The organism is Ruegeria sp. CL3, assembly GCF_056536505.1.
The window spans coordinates 175,370-190,626 of sequence record NZ_JBQFPT010000004.1 but is presented as its reverse complement, the minus strand read 5'-3'; the positions used below and the strand labels follow the sequence as shown (position 1 = coordinate 190,626).

The following is a 15,257-nucleotide window of genomic DNA, read 5'->3' as shown; positions in this document are numbered from 1 at the left end:
TGACCCTCTGAGACGCCGGGCAAAGGTGTTTGAGACTTCGCACCGACCGCTTCGATCCTAGTACGACCAGATCATCCAAAGGACGCCCCCAATGTGCGCCGACACGATCCAGACACCTGACTACAAAGACACGCTGAATCTGCCCAAGACTGAATTCCCCATGCGCGCCGGATTGCCCAAGCGCGAACCCGCATGGCTGGAACGTTGGGAAAAGATTGGCGTCTATGACCGCCTGCGCGAGAAAGAAGGCCGTAAGCCTTTCACCTTGCATGACGGCCCACCCTACGCGAACGGCCACCTGCATATCGGCCACGCGCTGAACAAGACGATCAAGGACATGATCGTACGGTCCCATCAAATGATGGGTTTCGACGCGCGCTATGTGCCCGGCTGGGACTGTCACGGTCTGCCCATCGAGTGGAAGATCGAGGAACAGTACCGCAAGAAGGGCAAGAACAAGGACGAGGTGAACATCGTCGACTTCCGTCAGGAATGCCGCAAGTTCGCTGAAGGCTGGATCGACATCCAGCGCGAAGAGTTCAAGCGCCTGGGTATCACTGGCAACTGGCCCGATCCCTACATCACGATGGACTATCATGCCGAGGCCGTGATCGCGGATGAGTTCATGAAGTTCCTGATGAACGGCACGCTCTATCAGGGCTCGAAGCCGGTTATGTGGTCGCCCATCGAGAAGACCGCTCTGGCCGAGGCCGAGGTCGAGTATCACGACAAGGAAAGCTTCACCATCTGGGTGAAGTTCAAGGTCGTGAATGCGGGCGATCTGGATGACGCATTTGTTGTGATCTGGACGACGACCCCGTGGACCATGCCGTCGAACAAAGCAGTCGTGTACGGCAAAGACATCTCGTACGGCCTCTACGAAGTCACCGGCGCGCCCGAGGAATGCTGGGCCGCCGTAGGTGACAAGTTCCTGCTGGCCGACAATCTGGCCGCCGATGTACTGGGCCGCGCGCGTCTGAACGACGACCAGTGGACTCGTGTCCGCGACGTGACCAGTGATGAGTTGGCAGGCGTGCAACTGACCCACCCGCTGGCCGGGGCAGAGGGCGGCAATGGCGAATGGGACGACATCCGTGATTTCCGCGCCGCTGACTTTGTGACCGATACCGAAGGCACCGGGTTCGTCCATTGTGCGCCCTCGCACGGGATGGAGGAATTCGAACTCTATCGCGATCTGGGCATGTTGGAGCAGGTCATTACTTACAATGTGATGGACGACGGCTCGTTCCGCGCTGATCTGCCGTTCTTTGGCGGCAAATACATCCTGTCCCGCAAGGGTGGTGAAGGTGACGCGAACAAAGCGGTCATCGACAAGCTGGTCGAGGTTGGCGGCTTGCTGGCGCGTGGTAAGATCAAGCACAGCTATCCGCATTCGTGGCGCTCGAAAGCTCCGATCATCTATCGCAACACGCCGCAGTGGTTTGCATCCGTAGACCGCAAGCTGGACGACGGCATGGGCGAGATGGGCGACACCATCCGCGAACGCGCCCTGCGGTCCATCGACGAGCTGGTGAAATGGACGCCGCAGACAGGCCGTAACCGTCTGTATTCGATGATCGAGGCGCGCCCGGACTGGGTTCTGTCGCGTCAGCGCGCCTGGGGTGTGCCGCTGACCTGCTTCACCAAGAAAGGTGCTTTGCCAACCGACGCGGATTACCTGCTGCGCAATGCCGATCTGAACGCGCGCATCAAGGCGGCGTTCGAGAAAGACGGCGCGGATATCTGGTACACCGACGGGTTCAAAGAGAAGATCCTCGACGGCATCGCCAATCCGGATGACTACGATCAGGTCTTCGACGTGTTGGACGTGTGGTTCGACTCTGGGTCCACCCATGCCTTCGTTCTGCGCGACCGTGAGGACGGCACCGAAGACGGCATTGCGGACGTCTACATGGAAGGCACCGACCAGCACCGCGGTTGGTTCCATTCGTCGATGCTGCAGGCCTGCGGCACCAAAGGCCGTGCGCCCTACCGCAACGTGGTGACCCATGGTTTCACGCTGGATGCCAAGGGCAACAAGATGTCCAAATCTCTGGGCAACACCATCGTGCCGGAGGAGGTCGTCAAGCAATATGGCGCCGATATCCTGCGTCTGTGGGTGGCTCAGACCGACTATACCGCCGACCAGCGGATCGGGCCGGAAATCCTGAAGGGCACCGCCGACAGCTATCGCCGTCTGCGCAACACCATGCGGTTCATGCTGGGATCATTGGCCGATTTCACCGAGGCCGACCGCGTTGCGCCCGAGGATATGCCGCGTCTGGAACGCTGGGTTCTCAGCCGTTTGGCCGATCTGGATGAACAGGTGAGAAAGGGCTATGCAGAGTTCGATTTCCAAGGCGTTTTCAGCGCGGTCTTCACCTTTGCCACGGTTGATTTGTCGTCCTTCTACTTCGACGTCCGCAAGGACGCGCTGTATTGCGACGGCGATAGCCTGCGCCGCCGTGCGGCCCGTAACGTGCTGGATATCCTGTTCCACCGCCTGACCACATGGCTGGCGCCGGTTCTGGTCTTCACCATGGAAGAGGTCTGGCTGGAGCGGTTCCCCGGCGACGACAGCTCGGTCCATCTGGTGGACTTCCCGGAGACACCGGCCGATTGGCGTGATGCCGCGTTGGAAGAGGCCGTTGCCAAGGTCCGTCGTGTACGCCGCGCGGTGACCGCCGCGCTGGAGGTTCAGCGTCAGGACAAGGTGATCGGATCGAGCCTCGAGGCTGCTCCGATCGTGCATGTCGAAGATCAGGACACTGTTGCGCTGTTGGCGACTTTTGATGTGGACGATCTGTGCATCACCTCGGGACTGACTGTCTCCAAGGACCCGGCCCCTGCCGAAGCCTTCCGCGTGCCCGAGATTGAGGGCGTTGGTGTGGTATTCGAAAAGGCGGAAGGCGACAAATGCCAACGCTGCTGGAAGATTCTGCCCGACGTTGGACGGCATAGTCATGCGGGCGTCTGTGGGCGCTGTGATGAAGCGCTGAGCTAAAGCACTTCTTGAGTGTTGTAAGCGGAGTCTTTTGCGAGGCTCTGCCTCGCGCTCCGAGGTATTTTTGAACAGAAGAAGAGGCGAGCGCGGCGCGTTATGGGTTGCGCTTTGCCTGCAAAGACTGGCAGCCTTCGGTCATGCCGATGATTGCTGTACAGACCCAGTTCGGGTGTCTTGGGGTTGAGGAACAGGACGGGGCGATCACGCGTCTTGTCTGGGATGGCGTGAGCGACGGGCCCGAGACGCCTTTGTTGCGTGAAGCAGCGGCACAGCTGACGGCCTATGACGAAGGGCGGCTTGAGCGGTTTGATCTACCTTATCATGTTTCAGGGTCCGAGTTTCAGCGGCAGGTCTGTGATTTGATGTACGCGATTCCGCTTGGCGAAACTCGCACCTATGGGGATATCGCCAGGGAACTGGGTCAGCAGCCTCAGCCGGTGGGGCAAGCCTGTGGGGCGAACCCGATCCCTGTCATCATTCCGTGCCATCGTGTTCTGGCTGCCAATGGGTTGGGCGGGTTCTCGGGCGACGGCGGGGTTGAGACCAAAGTGGCTCTGTTGCTGCACGAAAAGGCGGCGGGTCTGTTGATCTGATCGGTGAAAACCTGTTGCATTCCAACGTCTCGAGCCTCACCTTGTTTCAAAAGGAGAGTTCGAAGGATCCCATTGAATGACCGACCAAGCAGAACGCGCCGCAGAAAAGAAAGCCATTATTGACCGTCTGATGTCTCTGGAGGCGCAGGAACTGGCCACGGCCCAGGCGCATTACGACGCCTTTTTGAAAGATGCCCAACTGGATGACCGAGAAGGGCATGACAAGGATGATATCGCCGCGTCGCGCGAGAATGCGGACCTTGCTGCGGCGTTTGACGCGCCGGTGCATGCGCATCATGCCAAGATCGACGTGATCGAGAACACCAATTTCGGTATCACCGATACTGTTCAGCCTGGCGCGGTCATCAAGTTCAACAATCGCCGTTTTGTTGTCTGCGTCTCGACCACTCGGTTCGACGTGGACGGCAAGACCTATATGGGTATCTCAACCCAGAGCCCGATTTATCTGGCCATGATTGGCCTGCAAGCGGGCGACGTCTTCACCCATAACGGGACTGAGTTTGAGGTTCAGGACGTTTTGTAATCCGCGCTTTTGCGTTGCGGAATGATCTGCTGCGCAATGCCTGCGAAAACCAGATACAGGCTGGTCACAACCAGCCCCCAATGCGCCCAGCTTTCCGGGTGGAAATCAACCCAGGCCGCCCATCCTGCAAAGAAGGTCCAGGCCAGTGCCATGGGCAGGGTCACGCTGCGCCAACGCTCGGTGCGGACGGGGTGGACGAATTTCAGAGGCAGGAACATGGCTATAGCCAAAAGGGTTACCAGGACAAGGCTGACCCAGAAGTTCGGCTCGAGCGCGAAGATCACAATGACGAACATGTTCCAGCATCCAGGGAAGCCAGAGAATGAGTTGTCCTTGGTCTTCATCCGCGTGTCGGCAAAGTACATGGCGCTGGCGAATGTGATGACGATGATCGCAAACCATCCGGTCCAGCCATCCATCAAGCCGGATTTGAACAGCGCGTAGGCCGGTATGAACACATAGGTCAGGTAGTCGATGATCAGATCCAACAGGACACCATCAAATTCGGGTGCGTTTTTCTTGACGTGATAGTGACGTGCCAGGGGGCCGTCGATGCCGTCGACGATGAAGGACACCACAAGCCACAGATACATCAGGCTCCATTTTTCATCCACGGCCGCCAGCATGGCGAGCATTGCGAAAACGGCTCCGGTTGCGGTGAAAAGATGAACGGCAAGCGCTTTGAATCTAAGTGTCATGCCCGTGTCATGAAGGATGTGAGGGGCAGATGCAAAGCAAAAAGACAGTTTGGTTGCAAGGACATTGAGGATGCCGTGCTTTTGAACCTCAGGCCTTTGGGTGGGCGCGGTTGTACACCTCCATCAGGCGGGCAGTATCGACGGCCGTGTAGGTCTGGGTGGTGGATAGAGAGGCGTGGCCCAGAAGCTCTTGAATCGCGCGCAGGTCCCCACCGGCTGAGAGCAGATGCGTAGCAAAACTATGCCGCATGGCATGTGGCGTCGCGGTCGCGGGTAGGCCGAGTTGCATGCGGGCCTTCGACATAACCTCTTGTATCACGCGGGGATTTAGCGCTCCGCCCCGGACACCGCGAAACAGGGCAAGGTTGTCTGATTTCGGGTGCGGGCAGAGTTGGAGATAGTGGTCCACCGCTTCGCGCGCGGCTGGAAGAACCGGGACGATCCTTTCTTTGTCGCCTTTGCCTGTAATGCGCAGGGTTGCCGGCAGCGGGGCATCTGCACCGGTCAGAGACAGCGCCTCGGAAATGCGCAATCCGCAGCCGTACAGCAGCGTGACAACAGCCACATCACGGGCTGAGATCCAGTCATTGCTGGATTGCAACTCGACCGTTTCGATCATGGCGCGGGCTGCGTCCTCGGCCAGAGGGCGAGGGAGTTTTTTGGTGAATTTTGGCGCGCGGGTCGAAAGGACGGCAGTGGGTTCGAAGCCTTCACGCTCGGCCAGCCAGCGGTAGAAGCTTTTGACGGCTGACAGTTTTCGCGCCAGAGAGCGCGCGCCCACACCGCTTTGGCGCTGATCGGCCATCCATGCGCGCATGTCCGAGACGGTGATGCGTTCGAGCGCGGCGATGCCCTGACGGTCTCCGTGGTGGAGGGTCATGAAGGAGAGGAAATCGGTGACGTCCCCGCGATATGCGGTTTGGGTGTTCTGAGACCGTCCCGCCAGTGCGCCCAGGCTCTCCAACCAGTGTTGGAGGGCGTCTCGGCAAGCTGGCGAGATCAGGCTCACGACAGCCAGTGGCGCATTGAGCGTTCGAACACGCCAGCAAAAAACGACAACAGATCGGTGCCAAGTTGCGGCGTGAAGTGCCTCGGGTCCGAGGCCCCCATGACAATCAGACCGGGCAGGCGACCGGATCCGAGATCTAGCTTCAGGCAAGCTTCGGACCTGAGTTGAGCGGCAAGAGTGCCAAATACCCGTTGGTTGGGCTTCTGAATTTCGCGCAAGATGACGTCGCGCGCAGGACCGCCGCGATCATAGGTTAGGTATTGGTCGACAAAACCCGGTTCGACGACGGTCAGCGTGCCGCCCAGTTTGTCGATGGCGGGATCGTCCATAAGGGCGGTGGTTTCCAAAACCAGTGTGATGCGTTGGACCCGCAGGATTTCGGCAACATCCTCGCCAAGCACGCGCAGGAAGTCTTCGAACTCAACCGGTTCTAGAAGACGCAGAATGGCGCGGTGGACTTGGTTGGTCCCGGCCAGGTTTTCGTAGGCTGCGGCGATGACGGACCGGTGCGTGTCTTCCAAACGGTCCAGTCTGGCTTCGAGCCGTTGCATGGCGATGCCGCGCAGGTCGATAACGTTGTCGCCTCGGGCCTGTTCATTGGCGTCTACCAGTGCCTGCATCAGATCTTTATCATCCAGCAAAGCATCAGGCTTGGCCAGAATCGCGGCTCGGAGGTTGTCCTCGAGTTTTGGGTTGCTGCTCATATCCCGTCCGGTCGTTTTTTTGTTTTGGCGGCTTATAGCACGCCCAACCGGACTTGCCTTGGAAAAAATGCACGCATGAATGGATTTCATTTTGCGCTGTGTCCGAAGCGCTCCCGCCCGCTTGGCGCCGATCAGAGATCAGCCCCGCACAGTTGGGCCGGGCACGGTGCCTGTTGGCACCGCGCGGTCGTACAAAGGGTCAGAGGATTTTCTGACCAGTTTTGGCCCAGTCTGCCAGGAAGGTTTCCAGACCTTTGTCGGTCAGCGGGTGGTCGGCTAGTTTCTTGATCACGGCGGGCGGTGCGGTGATCACGTCGGCACCAATGCGCGCGCTGTCGGTCACGTGATTCACGGTGCGGATCGAGGCGGCGAGGATTTCGGTCTCAAACCCGTAGTTGTCATAGACCTGACGGATATCGGCGATCAGATCCATGCCGTCGAGGTTGATGTCGTCCAAACGGCCAATGAAGGGTGAAATGAAGGTCGCGCCCGCCTTGGCTGCCAAAAGGGCCTGGTTCGTCGAGAAGCACAAGGTCACGTTGACCATCTGGCCTTCGTCGCTGAGGGTTTTACAGGTTTTCAGGCCGGCCCATGTTAGCGGTACTTTGACCGCGATGTTCGGGGCGATCTTGGCCAGCTTGCGGCCTTCGGCGATCATGTCGTCGGCCTCGGTGGCGACAACTTCGGCGGATACGGGGCCGTCGACCAGATCACAGATCTCTTTGGTCACTTCCAGAATGTCGCGGCCGGATTTCAGGATCAGCGAAGGGTTGGTGGTGACGCCGTCCACCATGCCCAGGTCGTTCAGTTCGGCAATGGCGTCGATCTCGGCAGTGTCTACGAAGAATTTCATGCGGGCAGTCCTTTGATGGGTTGGCCTTGGTCGCGGATGGCTTTACCTCAAAGAGACCCCTGCTGGAACCCCCTGCATAGGATATGCTGTGAGCGCTAACGGATTTTTCGACGAAGGAGAGCTGGTTGCGGTGCTGACAACCCAGCCGCTGGACCGGACGTTGGATTACAAAGCGCCCGAAGGTGGGTGCTTTCTGGGTGCGTTTGTCGAGGTGCCATTGGGGCCGCGCAAGGTGCTGGGCGTGGTTTGGGGGTCCGGGCAGGGCGGGTTCGATCTGGCCAAGGCGCGGTCCGTGATCCGGGTGCTTGAAGTTGCGCCCATGCGCGAAGAGATGCGGGTGTTTCTGGGGAAAGTGGCGGATTACACGCTGACACCGATGCCTGCGATGCTGCGCCTTGCAACCCGCGCGCCGGGCCTGGGGGATCCGCCTTCGATGCGCAAAGTCTACCGGCTGGGTACGTCTGAACCGGATCGGATGACCGATGCCCGCACCCGGGTGCTTGAGGTGTTGAAAGAATATGGCGGGCTGGCCTTCACCTTAAAGGAACTGGCCGAGCAGGCCGGGGTAACGACCTCTGTTGTCAAAGGGTTGGTCAAACTGGGCGCGGTTCGGGAAGAGGACAGCCCGCGCGATTTGCCCTACCCCCATCTCGATCCCGAGTTGCCCGGCAAAGACCTTACCGAGGATCAGGCGGCAGCCGTGGCGCGACTGCAGGCTGGCCAGCGGACCGGCACCTACGGCACAACGCTGCTGAAAGGTGTGACCGGTTCGGGCAAGACCGAGGTCTATCTGGAGGCTGTCGCCGAAGCACTGCGCATGGGGCGGCAGGCGCTGGTTCTGCTGCCCGAGATTGCGCTGACGGCCGAATTTCTAACCCGCGTCGAGGCCCGGTTCGGTGCCCGCCCAGCCGAGTGGCATTCAGGGGCCACAATGACTGAACGCCGCCGGGTCTGGCGGATGGTCGGGCAGGGCGATGCGCAACTGGTCGTGGGAGCGCGCTCGGCCCTGTTCCTGCCGTTTCGAGATTTGGGTCTAGTTGTGGTCGATGAGGAACACGACACCTCATATAAACAGGAAGACGGCGTGCACTATAGCGCGCGAGACATGGCGGTTCTGCGCTCGGCCATTTGCGGCGGGCGAGTGATTCTGGCCAGCGCGACGCCCTCGTTGGAAAGCTGGGCTAATGCCGAGGCGGGCAAGTATGAGCGGCTGGATCTGACCTCGCGCTTCGGGGCGGCGGTTCTGCCCGAGATGAAGCCCATCGACATGCGCGCCGAGCAGATGCAGCCGGGGACGTGGATTTCTCCGTCCTTGCGGCAGGCGGTGCGGCAACGGATCGAAAAGGGTGAACAGTCACTGTTGTTCATCAACCGTCGCGGCTATGCGCCAGTGACCTTGTGCCGGGCTTGCGGGGAACAGATTGCCTGCGATCACTGCGACGCGCGGATGGTCGAGCATCGGTTCCTCAAGCGCCTGATGTGCCATCAATGCGGCGAGACCAAACCGATGCCAGATACTTGCCCGTCTTGCGGGGTCGAAGGGAAACTGGCCCCGGTCGGCCCGGGGATCGAACGGCTGGCGGAAGAGGCCGAGGCGACGTTCCCCGAGGCCAAGATCGCAATGCTCAGCTCCGATCTGTTCGGCTCGGCCCGCGCGTTGAAGGCCAAGATCGAAGAGATCGCCGAGGGCGACGCCGATATCGTCATCGGCACGCAGCTGGTGGCCAAGGGGCATAACTTTCCCAAGCTGACGCTGGTGGGGGTCATTGATGCCGATCTTAGCTTGCATGGTGCGGATTTGCGCGCGGCTGAGCGGACGTTTCAATTGATGCGGCAGGTGGCGGGACGTGCTGGGCGCGCGGATAAGCCGGGGCAGGCGCTGTTGCAGACGTTTCAGCCCGAGCATCCGGTGATCCGCGCCATTCTGTCGGGTGATGAGGAAGGCTTCTGGAAAGCCGAGGCCGCCGGTCGCCAAGCCGCTGGTGTGCCGCCCTACGGGCGTATGGCGGGGATCGTGCTGTCTGGCCCCGAGGTCGCTCCGGTCTTTGATATCGGCAACGCGATGGCGCGTAATGATGCGCCGTTGCGCGAGATTGGCGCTCAGGTCTTTGGTCCGGCCCCTGCGCCGATTGCCCGCATCCGGGGCAGGCATCGAGTACGCCTTTTGGTCAAGGCCCCCAAGGGTGCGCCCATTCAGGACGCCATCGCCCGCTGGATCGCGCCTCTGCGCCTGAAAGGGGATATCCGCCTGACCGTCGATATCGACCCGCAGAACTTCTACTAACCTCTGCATAGGCGCAGAGCGGATGTGCGCCGGGATCTCTCCTCTCGCCAAAGCGCAAAAATCGGCGTAGAGGGAGTCGCATGTTGAAACCAATGCCACTTTCCGAGGCGCAAAGCCTGCCGTTTTGGCGTCGCCCGATCACGTTGCTGTTCATGATGGCGCTGACCATGCCCATTGCCTTCAATGGGTGGAGCGCGCTGTTGAACAACTTCGTCATCGAAGTGGCGAATTTCGATGGCGCAGATATCGGTTTGCTGCACACGGTGCGGGAAATACCGGGTTTTCTGGCCGTCGGCGTGATCGCTGTGATCATCTTTGTGCGCGAACAGGTGTTGGCCATGATCTCGCTGATGATGCTGGGTGTGGCGACGGCGGTGACTGCGTGGTTCCCAAGCCTTGGCGGGCTGTTGTTCGTAACACTCTTCAGCTCGATCGGCTTTCACTACTACGAGACGGTCAACCAGTCGCTGCAGTTGCAATGGCTTCCAAAGGACCGTGCGCCGCAGATTCTGGGATGGCTTGTGGCGATGGGCTCGGCGGCGACGGCGGTGGTCTATGGGTTGATCGTCCTAACGTGGGATCGGTTCGACCTGTCCTACAACTTCGTCTTCATGATGGCAGGCGGTGCGACAGCGCTGTTGGCTCTGTTCTGCCTATTGGCCTATCCGCAATTTGACGCGCCGACGCCGCAGACCAAAAAGCTGATCCTGCGCAAACGCTATTGGCTGTATTACGCGCTGCAATTCATGGCAGGCGCGCGCCGTCAGATATTTGTGGTGTTCGCAGGCTTCATGATGGTTGAGAAATTTGGGTTCGAGGTGCACGAACTCACCAGCCTGTATCTGATCAACCTTGTGATCAATATGGCGGCGGCTCCGATGCTGGGCAAAGCGGTGTCCAAATTTGGCGAACGCCGGACATTGATCTTTGAATATGCCGGGCTGGCGATTGTTTTCGCGGCCTATGGTGGAATCTACTGGTTTGGGTGGGGCGTGGTTCTGGCGGCGACCCTCTATGTGATCGACCATGTGCTGTTCGCACTGGCTTTGGCCCTGAAAACCTACTTCCAGAAAATCGCTGATCCCGCCGATATCGCTCCGACGGCCGCTGTGGCGTTTACCATCAACCATATCGCCGCGGTGTTCCTGCCCGCGCTGCTTGGGCTGCTTTGGGTGGCCTCACCCGGTGCAGTGTTCGCGCTGGCGGCGGCGATGGCGATGATCTCGCTTGCTCTGTCTCTGTTGATCCCGCGCCATCCTGAGCCGGGCAATGAGACCATCCTGACCAAATACGCGCCGGCCCCCGCCGAATAGGCGCAAGAGCTTGACCTTGGCGGGCCCACGCCCTACGCGCTGTCCTGACCCAGACAGGAGGCCCCTATGCCCACATTCACCGCCCTTACCACGCTGACCGGCAAAAAACCCGCCGAAGGTCTTGGTGAAGCGATGGAGCGTCTGGATCCCGAACCCACTGGCGTTGGCGTATTTGAGGTCGAAGATGGCTCGGGCCTGTGGGAAGTTGGCGGGTATTTCACCGAAGCCCCCGATGAGACGGCGCTGGCCGTACTGGCCGCGGCCTTTGAGGCCAAGCCCTTTGTGGTGTCCGAGCTGCCCGAAACCGATTGGGTCGCCCATGTGCGCCGCGAGCTGGCCCCTGTCGAGGCAGGTCGTTTCTTTGTCTATGGCAGCCACGACGCCGGCAAGCTGCCCGAAGGCCGTATCCCCTTGTTGATCGAAGCCGCGATGGCCTTTGGCACCGGGCACCACGGAACCACTCTGGGCTGTCTGAAGGCGCTGGACCAATTGCTGGACAAAGGGTTCTCGGCCAGAAAGGTCGCCGATATCGGGTGCGGAACTGCGGTACTGGCCATGGCGGCTGCGCGCGTTTGGGAAGGGGACATCATCGCCAGTGACATTGATCAGGTTGCCGTCGATGTGGCTGAAGCGAACCTGAAGGCCAACGGCATGTCCGGTCAGGTTCACTGTGTCGAGGCCGCTGGCTTCGATCACCCGGACCTGAACGCCCATGCGCCCTATGATCTGATTTTTGCCAACATTCTGAAGGGTCCGCTAGTCGCTCTGTCGCCGGAAATCTCGGCGAATCTGCGGGCTGATGGCTTTGCGATCCTGTCGGGAATCCTGAACGAACAGGCCGATGATGTGGTGAATGTTTATTCCCAGAATGGCTTCAATCTGCATCATCGAGGTGAGATTGGTGAATGGACGACGCTAATCTTAAGTAAACAGGGCTAAATCGGGGCCATTTACAGGAGTTTTCTAGAGTCGCGCCACGTTTTTGTCGCAATCTATGCTTACCCTTTTTTAATCATTTTGATGGGGGGCGGTTTTGTGGAGGCTGCCATGGCGGGAAAACAACTGGAATTTGATCAGCGCGTTCAGCGCCTGAACAAGAAGCACTCGAAACTCAGTAAAGGCTATCGCGCAACGATGCGCAAAGATGGCTTGGTGGTGATGAAGCCGCAAAGGGTTCGCTCAGCGGTTCCGGCTAAAGTATTGGTGTTTACCCTGCTTGCGGTTTTTGCCTTCAAGGCGTTTCTTTTGTCCAGCCTCGGCCCCTCAGGATATCAATACCGCATCGACAGCCTGAAAGAGGGCACACAGGTCGAACAGGCAGGCGCTTGGATCATGCAGATCGACCCGGTTTCACAGTTCCTCTCGGTTCAGCTCAACAAAGTTCTCTACTAAGCACCAGCTGAAACAGAAAACACCGCGGCCTTTCGGCTCGCGGTGTTTCTTTGCGCCCCACAGGGAGGAGAAAGGGGCGTATGATGCGGAGGTCGTCTTACCGGCGGCCTTCGGCGATAACGTCGATGTCGCCGCGGCACAGCCCGATATCATCCAGTTCGCGGTCGCTCAGACCGGTCAGCACGTTGCGTGTTACGCGGGCGTCATTCCAATCGACGGCGGCATGTGCAACCGATGTGAAAAATGCGCCGATACGGCCAACGAGGCCGAATGAGCCAGTGGTGGCGATGCGGGTCGAGTCCAGTGCAGCCATATCCTGTTTCCTTCTGGTTTGTGTGAACATTTGATCTTGCGATCTGAGCGGCATCTAGTGTCGAAGATTTGCCCGCGCAATAGCATTTTTTGCATGTGTCCTATGCAGTTTTTGCAACGCTTGCCGAATCTGTAAGCACCTTAAAAACATGGTTAAAATAGGTTCACAAAAGTGTCGATTTCAGACTTTCCGAAGTCGCAAACCGTCCTTTGTGTCGCGCGCAGGATGGCGGCGTCGTTTTCAGACTTAGGGTCAATTCGCTTGGAAAATGTTCACGCTTCGTGCTATCCGTTGAAAAAAGATCACAAAACCCGAGCGGGCTGAGGCGAAGCATGCGAATTCTGGGCATTGATCCGGGGCTTAGGACCCTGGGATGGGGCGTCATCGAATCAAATGGCAGCCGGTTGAGCCACGTTTCGAACGGTTTGTGCAAATCTGACGGGGATGATCTGGGCGAGCGACTGCTTTCTCTGCACAATCAAATTGTCGAGGTCATCGCCGAATACAGGCCCGACCAAGCTGCGATTGAGCAGACTTTCGTGAACAAGGATGGTGCCGGGACGCTGAAACTGGGTCAGGCGCGGGGCGTGGCCTTGCTGACGCTGGCACAGGCCGGGCTGCCTGTGGGGGAATATGCTCCGAACCGGGTCAAGAAAACCGTCGTTGGCGTTGGGCACGCCGAGAAAGAGCAGGTCCTGCACATGGTCAAGCTGCAGTTGCCTGGGTGTTTGCCCAAGGGCGCGGATGCGGCGGATGCATTGGCAATCGCAATCTGTCATGCGTATTACGGCAAGACACAACAGCCGCGTGTGAAAGAGGTGAGGGCATGATCGGTAAACTGGCAGGGCGTCTAGACTATCGCGCCGCAGACCACATCTTGATCGACGTGCGTGGCGTGGGTTACATCGTCTATTGCTCGGACAGGACCATGGCTGCGTTGCCAGGCGTGGGTGAGGCAGTCTCGATCTATACCGACATGGTCGTGCGTGAAGATCTGATGCAGCTTTATGGTTTCCTCTCCCTGATCGAAAAGGAATGGCATCGACTATTGTGTTCGGTTCAGGGCGTCGGGGCCAAGGTCTCGCTGGCTATTCTAAGCGCGTTGGGGCCGGATGGTGTAAGCCGCGCGATTGCTCTGGGCGATTGGGGCGCGGTGAAGGCTGCCAAGGGTGTGGGCCCGAAGACAGCGCAGCGCATCGTGCTGGACCTTAAGGACAAGGCGCCGGGCGTTATGGCGATGGGCGGCACCGTGACCGAGGCGATGGATGGCCCCGCGTTGGAAGTTGTTGAAACCGTCGAGCCGCAGCCAGCACCGAAACGGACCGCAAAACGGGCCTCGGGGTCGGCGGTGGCCTCTGCGGGGGCGTTGTCGGCCTTGTCGAATTTGGGATATGGCCCATCCGAGGCGGCCTCGGCCGTGGCGGAGGCGGCGGCCAATCTGCCTGACGCGGGCGAGGCTGAATTGATCCGCGCGGCGCTCAAGCTGCTGGCTCCGAAAGGGTGATTGAATGGTAGACGCCGATCCCACGCTGCGGCCTGACCCTCTACCTGAGGACAGTGACCGCGCCCTACGGCCGCAGGGGCTGGATGAGTTCATTGGTCAGGCCGAGGCGCGTGCAAACCTGCGCATCTTCATCCAATCCGCCAAGCAGCGCGGCGAGGCGATGGATCATACGCTGTTCCATGGTCCTCCGGGTTTGGGGAAAACCACGCTGGCACAAATCATGGCGCGCGAGTTGGGCGTGAATTTCCGTATGACCTCTGGTCCGGTTCTGGCGAAGGCGGGCGACCTGGCGGCGATCTTGACCAATCTGGAAGCGCGGGATGTGTTATTTATCGATGAAATCCATCGCTTGAACCCGGCGGTCGAGGAAGTTCTCTATCCTGCGATGGAAGATTTTGAGCTGGATTTGGTGATTGGCGAAGGTCCAGCGGCGCGTACCGTTCGGATTGAATTGCAGCCGTTTACGCTGGTTGGAGCCACCACGCGGATGGGTCTGCTGACCACGCCGCTGCGCGACCGTTTTGGTATTCCGACCCGGTTGCAGTTCTACACGGTCGATGAGTTGCACGAGATCGTCACGCGCAACGCGCGCAAACTGGGCGCGCCAGCAGACGACGATGGCGCGCGTGAGATTGCGCGCAGGTCGCGTGGGACGCCTCGGATCGCGGGTCGTTTGCTGCGGCGCGTGGTGGATTTTGCCATCGTCGAAGGCGACGGGCGGATTACGCGCGAATTGGCCGATGGGGCGCTGACTCGCTTGGGTGTGGATCATCTCGGGTTGGACGGCGCGGACCGTCGGTATCTGAAACTGGTCGCTGAGAACTATGGCGGTGGTCCGGTTGGGATTGAGACGATGTCGGCGGCCTTATCGGAAAGTCGCGACTCGCTTGAGGAAGTGATCGAGCCCTATTTGCTGCAGCAGGGACTGATCCAACGCACGCCGCGCGGGCGGATGTTGGCGCAGAAGGCGTGGACGCATTTGGGTATGGCTGCACCAAAGGGGCAGAGCGATCTGTTTGGTTGAAGGCATCACCCAGAAATTTTAA

15 protein-coding genes are annotated in these 15,257 nt (G+C 59.5%); 10 read left to right on the top strand and 5 right to left on the bottom strand.

Going from position 1 to position 15,257, the window contains the following annotated elements:
* The first annotated feature begins 91 nt into the window (after positions 1–91).
* From ileS to ACR0NO_RS07395, 3 genes are all read left to right on the top strand, one after another.
* Positions 92–3,004, top strand: coding sequence for an isoleucine--tRNA ligase (ileS, locus tag ACR0NO_RS07405; protein ID WP_480723487.1), 2,913 nt, complete (start codon positions 92–94; stop codon positions 3,002–3,004).
* Between the two features lie 137 nt (positions 3,005–3,141).
* Entirely contained in the window at positions 3,142–3,597 is a 456-nt protein-coding gene (locus ACR0NO_RS07400) for a methylated-DNA--[protein]-cysteine S-methyltransferase (protein ID WP_480723486.1), read from the top strand.
* Positions 3,598–3,673: 76 nt separating this feature from the next.
* Positions 3,674–4,141 carry a hypothetical protein gene (locus ACR0NO_RS07395; protein ID WP_170377775.1) on the top strand — a complete coding sequence of 156 codons (468 nt, stop codon included), beginning with the start codon at positions 3,674–3,676 and terminating at the stop codon, positions 4,139–4,141.
* On the opposite strand, the gene ACR0NO_RS07390 is transcribed toward ACR0NO_RS07395, so the two are convergent.
* From ACR0NO_RS07390 to fsa, 4 genes are all read right to left on the bottom strand, one after another.
* A complete protein-coding gene (locus tag ACR0NO_RS07390) occupies positions 4,126–4,839 on the bottom strand; it encodes a CDP-alcohol phosphatidyltransferase family protein (protein WP_170472024.1) in 714 nt (237 codons plus the stop codon). The two genes, ACR0NO_RS07395 and ACR0NO_RS07390, sit on opposite strands and share 16 nt — an antisense overlap.
* Positions 4,840–4,927: 88 nt before the next feature.
* Positions 4,928–5,848: a tyrosine recombinase XerC gene (locus ACR0NO_RS07385; RefSeq protein WP_480723485.1), complete on the bottom strand. Its 921-nt coding sequence runs from the start codon at positions 5,846–5,848 to the stop codon at positions 4,928–4,930.
* On the bottom strand, positions 5,845–6,552 hold the full coding sequence (locus ACR0NO_RS07380) for a DUF484 family protein (protein WP_480723484.1): 708 nt from the start codon (positions 6,550–6,552) through the stop codon (positions 5,845–5,847). Before ACR0NO_RS07380 ends, ACR0NO_RS07385 begins: the two co-directional genes overlap by 4 nt.
* Positions 6,553–6,751: 199 nt before the next feature.
* Positions 6,752–7,405 (bottom strand): fructose-6-phosphate aldolase, encoded by a 654-nt coding sequence (gene fsa / locus ACR0NO_RS07375; RefSeq protein WP_050603155.1) that lies wholly within the window; start codon positions 7,403–7,405, stop codon positions 6,752–6,754.
* A gap of 88 nt (positions 7,406–7,493) precedes the next feature.
* Between fsa and ACR0NO_RS07370 the strand changes: the two genes are divergently transcribed.
* The 4 genes from ACR0NO_RS07370 (at position 7,494) to ACR0NO_RS07355 (ending at position 12,394) form a co-directional block, all read left to right on the top strand.
* Positions 7,494–9,689, top strand: a complete 2,196-nt coding sequence (locus tag ACR0NO_RS07370) for a primosomal protein N' (RefSeq protein WP_480723483.1) — start codon at positions 7,494–7,496, stop codon at positions 9,687–9,689.
* 80 nt (positions 9,690–9,769) lie between these two features.
* On the top strand, positions 9,770–11,002 hold the full coding sequence (locus ACR0NO_RS07365) for an MFS transporter (RefSeq protein ID WP_170477551.1): 1,233 nt from the start codon (positions 9,770–9,772) through the stop codon (positions 11,000–11,002).
* A gap of 66 nt (positions 11,003–11,068) precedes the next feature.
* The gene (locus tag ACR0NO_RS07360; protein WP_480723482.1) at positions 11,069–11,941 is read left to right on the top strand and encodes a 50S ribosomal protein L11 methyltransferase; all 873 of its coding nucleotides are present in this window, start codon (positions 11,069–11,071) and stop codon (positions 11,939–11,941) included.
* 108 nt (positions 11,942–12,049) lie between these two features.
* Positions 12,050–12,394 (top strand): hypothetical protein, encoded by a 345-nt coding sequence (locus ACR0NO_RS07355; protein WP_170472014.1) that lies wholly within the window; start codon positions 12,050–12,052, stop codon positions 12,392–12,394.
* Between the two features lie 97 nt (positions 12,395–12,491).
* Here the strand turns inward: ACR0NO_RS07355 and ACR0NO_RS07350 are convergent, their stop codons facing one another.
* The gene (locus ACR0NO_RS07350) at positions 12,492–12,707 is read right to left on the bottom strand and encodes a DUF1127 domain-containing protein (RefSeq protein ID WP_170472013.1); all 216 of its coding nucleotides are present in this window, start codon (positions 12,705–12,707) and stop codon (positions 12,492–12,494) included.
* A 332-nt stretch (positions 12,708–13,039) separates the two neighbouring features.
* On the opposite strand from ACR0NO_RS07350, the gene ruvC reads away from it, so the two are divergent.
* Genes ruvC through ruvB form a run of 3 tightly spaced genes read left to right on the top strand, consistent with a single transcriptional unit; the run spans position 13,040 to position 15,235 of the window.
* The gene (ruvC, locus tag ACR0NO_RS07345; RefSeq protein ID WP_170377793.1) at positions 13,040–13,537 is read left to right on the top strand and encodes a crossover junction endodeoxyribonuclease RuvC; all 498 of its coding nucleotides are present in this window, start codon (positions 13,040–13,042) and stop codon (positions 13,535–13,537) included.
* Positions 13,534–14,211: a Holliday junction branch migration protein RuvA gene (gene ruvA / locus ACR0NO_RS07340; protein ID WP_480723481.1), complete on the top strand. Its 678-nt coding sequence runs from the start codon at positions 13,534–13,536 to the stop codon at positions 14,209–14,211. Before ruvC ends, ruvA begins: the two co-directional genes overlap by 4 nt.
* A 4-nt stretch (positions 14,212–14,215) precedes the next feature.
* Complete coding sequence (ruvB, locus tag ACR0NO_RS07335) at positions 14,216–15,235, top strand: Holliday junction branch migration DNA helicase RuvB (protein WP_480723480.1); 1,020 nt, start codon at positions 14,216–14,218, stop codon at positions 15,233–15,235.
* Positions 15,236–15,257: the final 22 nt, after the last annotated feature.

Excerpts from the sequence above, each read along its gene's own strand:
- ileS (WP_480723487.1), top strand. The coding sequence starts at position 92 with ATGTGCGCCGACACGATCCAGACACCTGACTACAAAGACACGCTGAAT.
- ACR0NO_RS07400 (WP_480723486.1), top strand. The coding sequence starts at position 3,142 with ATGCCGATGATTGCTGTACAGACCCAGTTCGGGTGTCTTGGGGTTGAG.
- ACR0NO_RS07395 (WP_170377775.1), top strand. The coding sequence starts at position 3,674 with ATGACCGACCAAGCAGAACGCGCCGCAGAAAAGAAAGCCATTATTGAC.
- ACR0NO_RS07390 (WP_170472024.1), bottom strand. The coding sequence starts at position 4,839 with ATGACACTTAGATTCAAAGCGCTTGCCGTTCATCTTTTCACCGCAACC.
- ACR0NO_RS07380 (WP_480723484.1), bottom strand. The coding sequence starts at position 6,552 with ATGAGCAGCAACCCAAAACTCGAGGACAACCTCCGAGCCGCGATTCTG.
- fsa (WP_050603155.1), bottom strand. The coding sequence starts at position 7,405 with ATGAAATTCTTCGTAGACACTGCCGAGATCGACGCCATTGCCGAACTG.
- ACR0NO_RS07365 (WP_170477551.1), top strand. The coding sequence starts at position 9,770 with ATGTTGAAACCAATGCCACTTTCCGAGGCGCAAAGCCTGCCGTTTTGG.
- ACR0NO_RS07360 (WP_480723482.1), top strand. The coding sequence starts at position 11,069 with ATGCCCACATTCACCGCCCTTACCACGCTGACCGGCAAAAAACCCGCC.
- ACR0NO_RS07355 (WP_170472014.1), top strand. The coding sequence starts at position 12,050 with ATGGCGGGAAAACAACTGGAATTTGATCAGCGCGTTCAGCGCCTGAAC.
- ACR0NO_RS07350 (WP_170472013.1), bottom strand. The coding sequence starts at position 12,707 with ATGGCTGCACTGGACTCGACCCGCATCGCCACCACTGGCTCATTCGGC.
- ruvC (WP_170377793.1), top strand. The coding sequence starts at position 13,040 with ATGCGAATTCTGGGCATTGATCCGGGGCTTAGGACCCTGGGATGGGGC.
- ruvA (WP_480723481.1), top strand. The coding sequence starts at position 13,534 with ATGATCGGTAAACTGGCAGGGCGTCTAGACTATCGCGCCGCAGACCAC.
- ruvB (WP_480723480.1), top strand. The coding sequence starts at position 14,216 with ATGGTAGACGCCGATCCCACGCTGCGGCCTGACCCTCTACCTGAGGAC.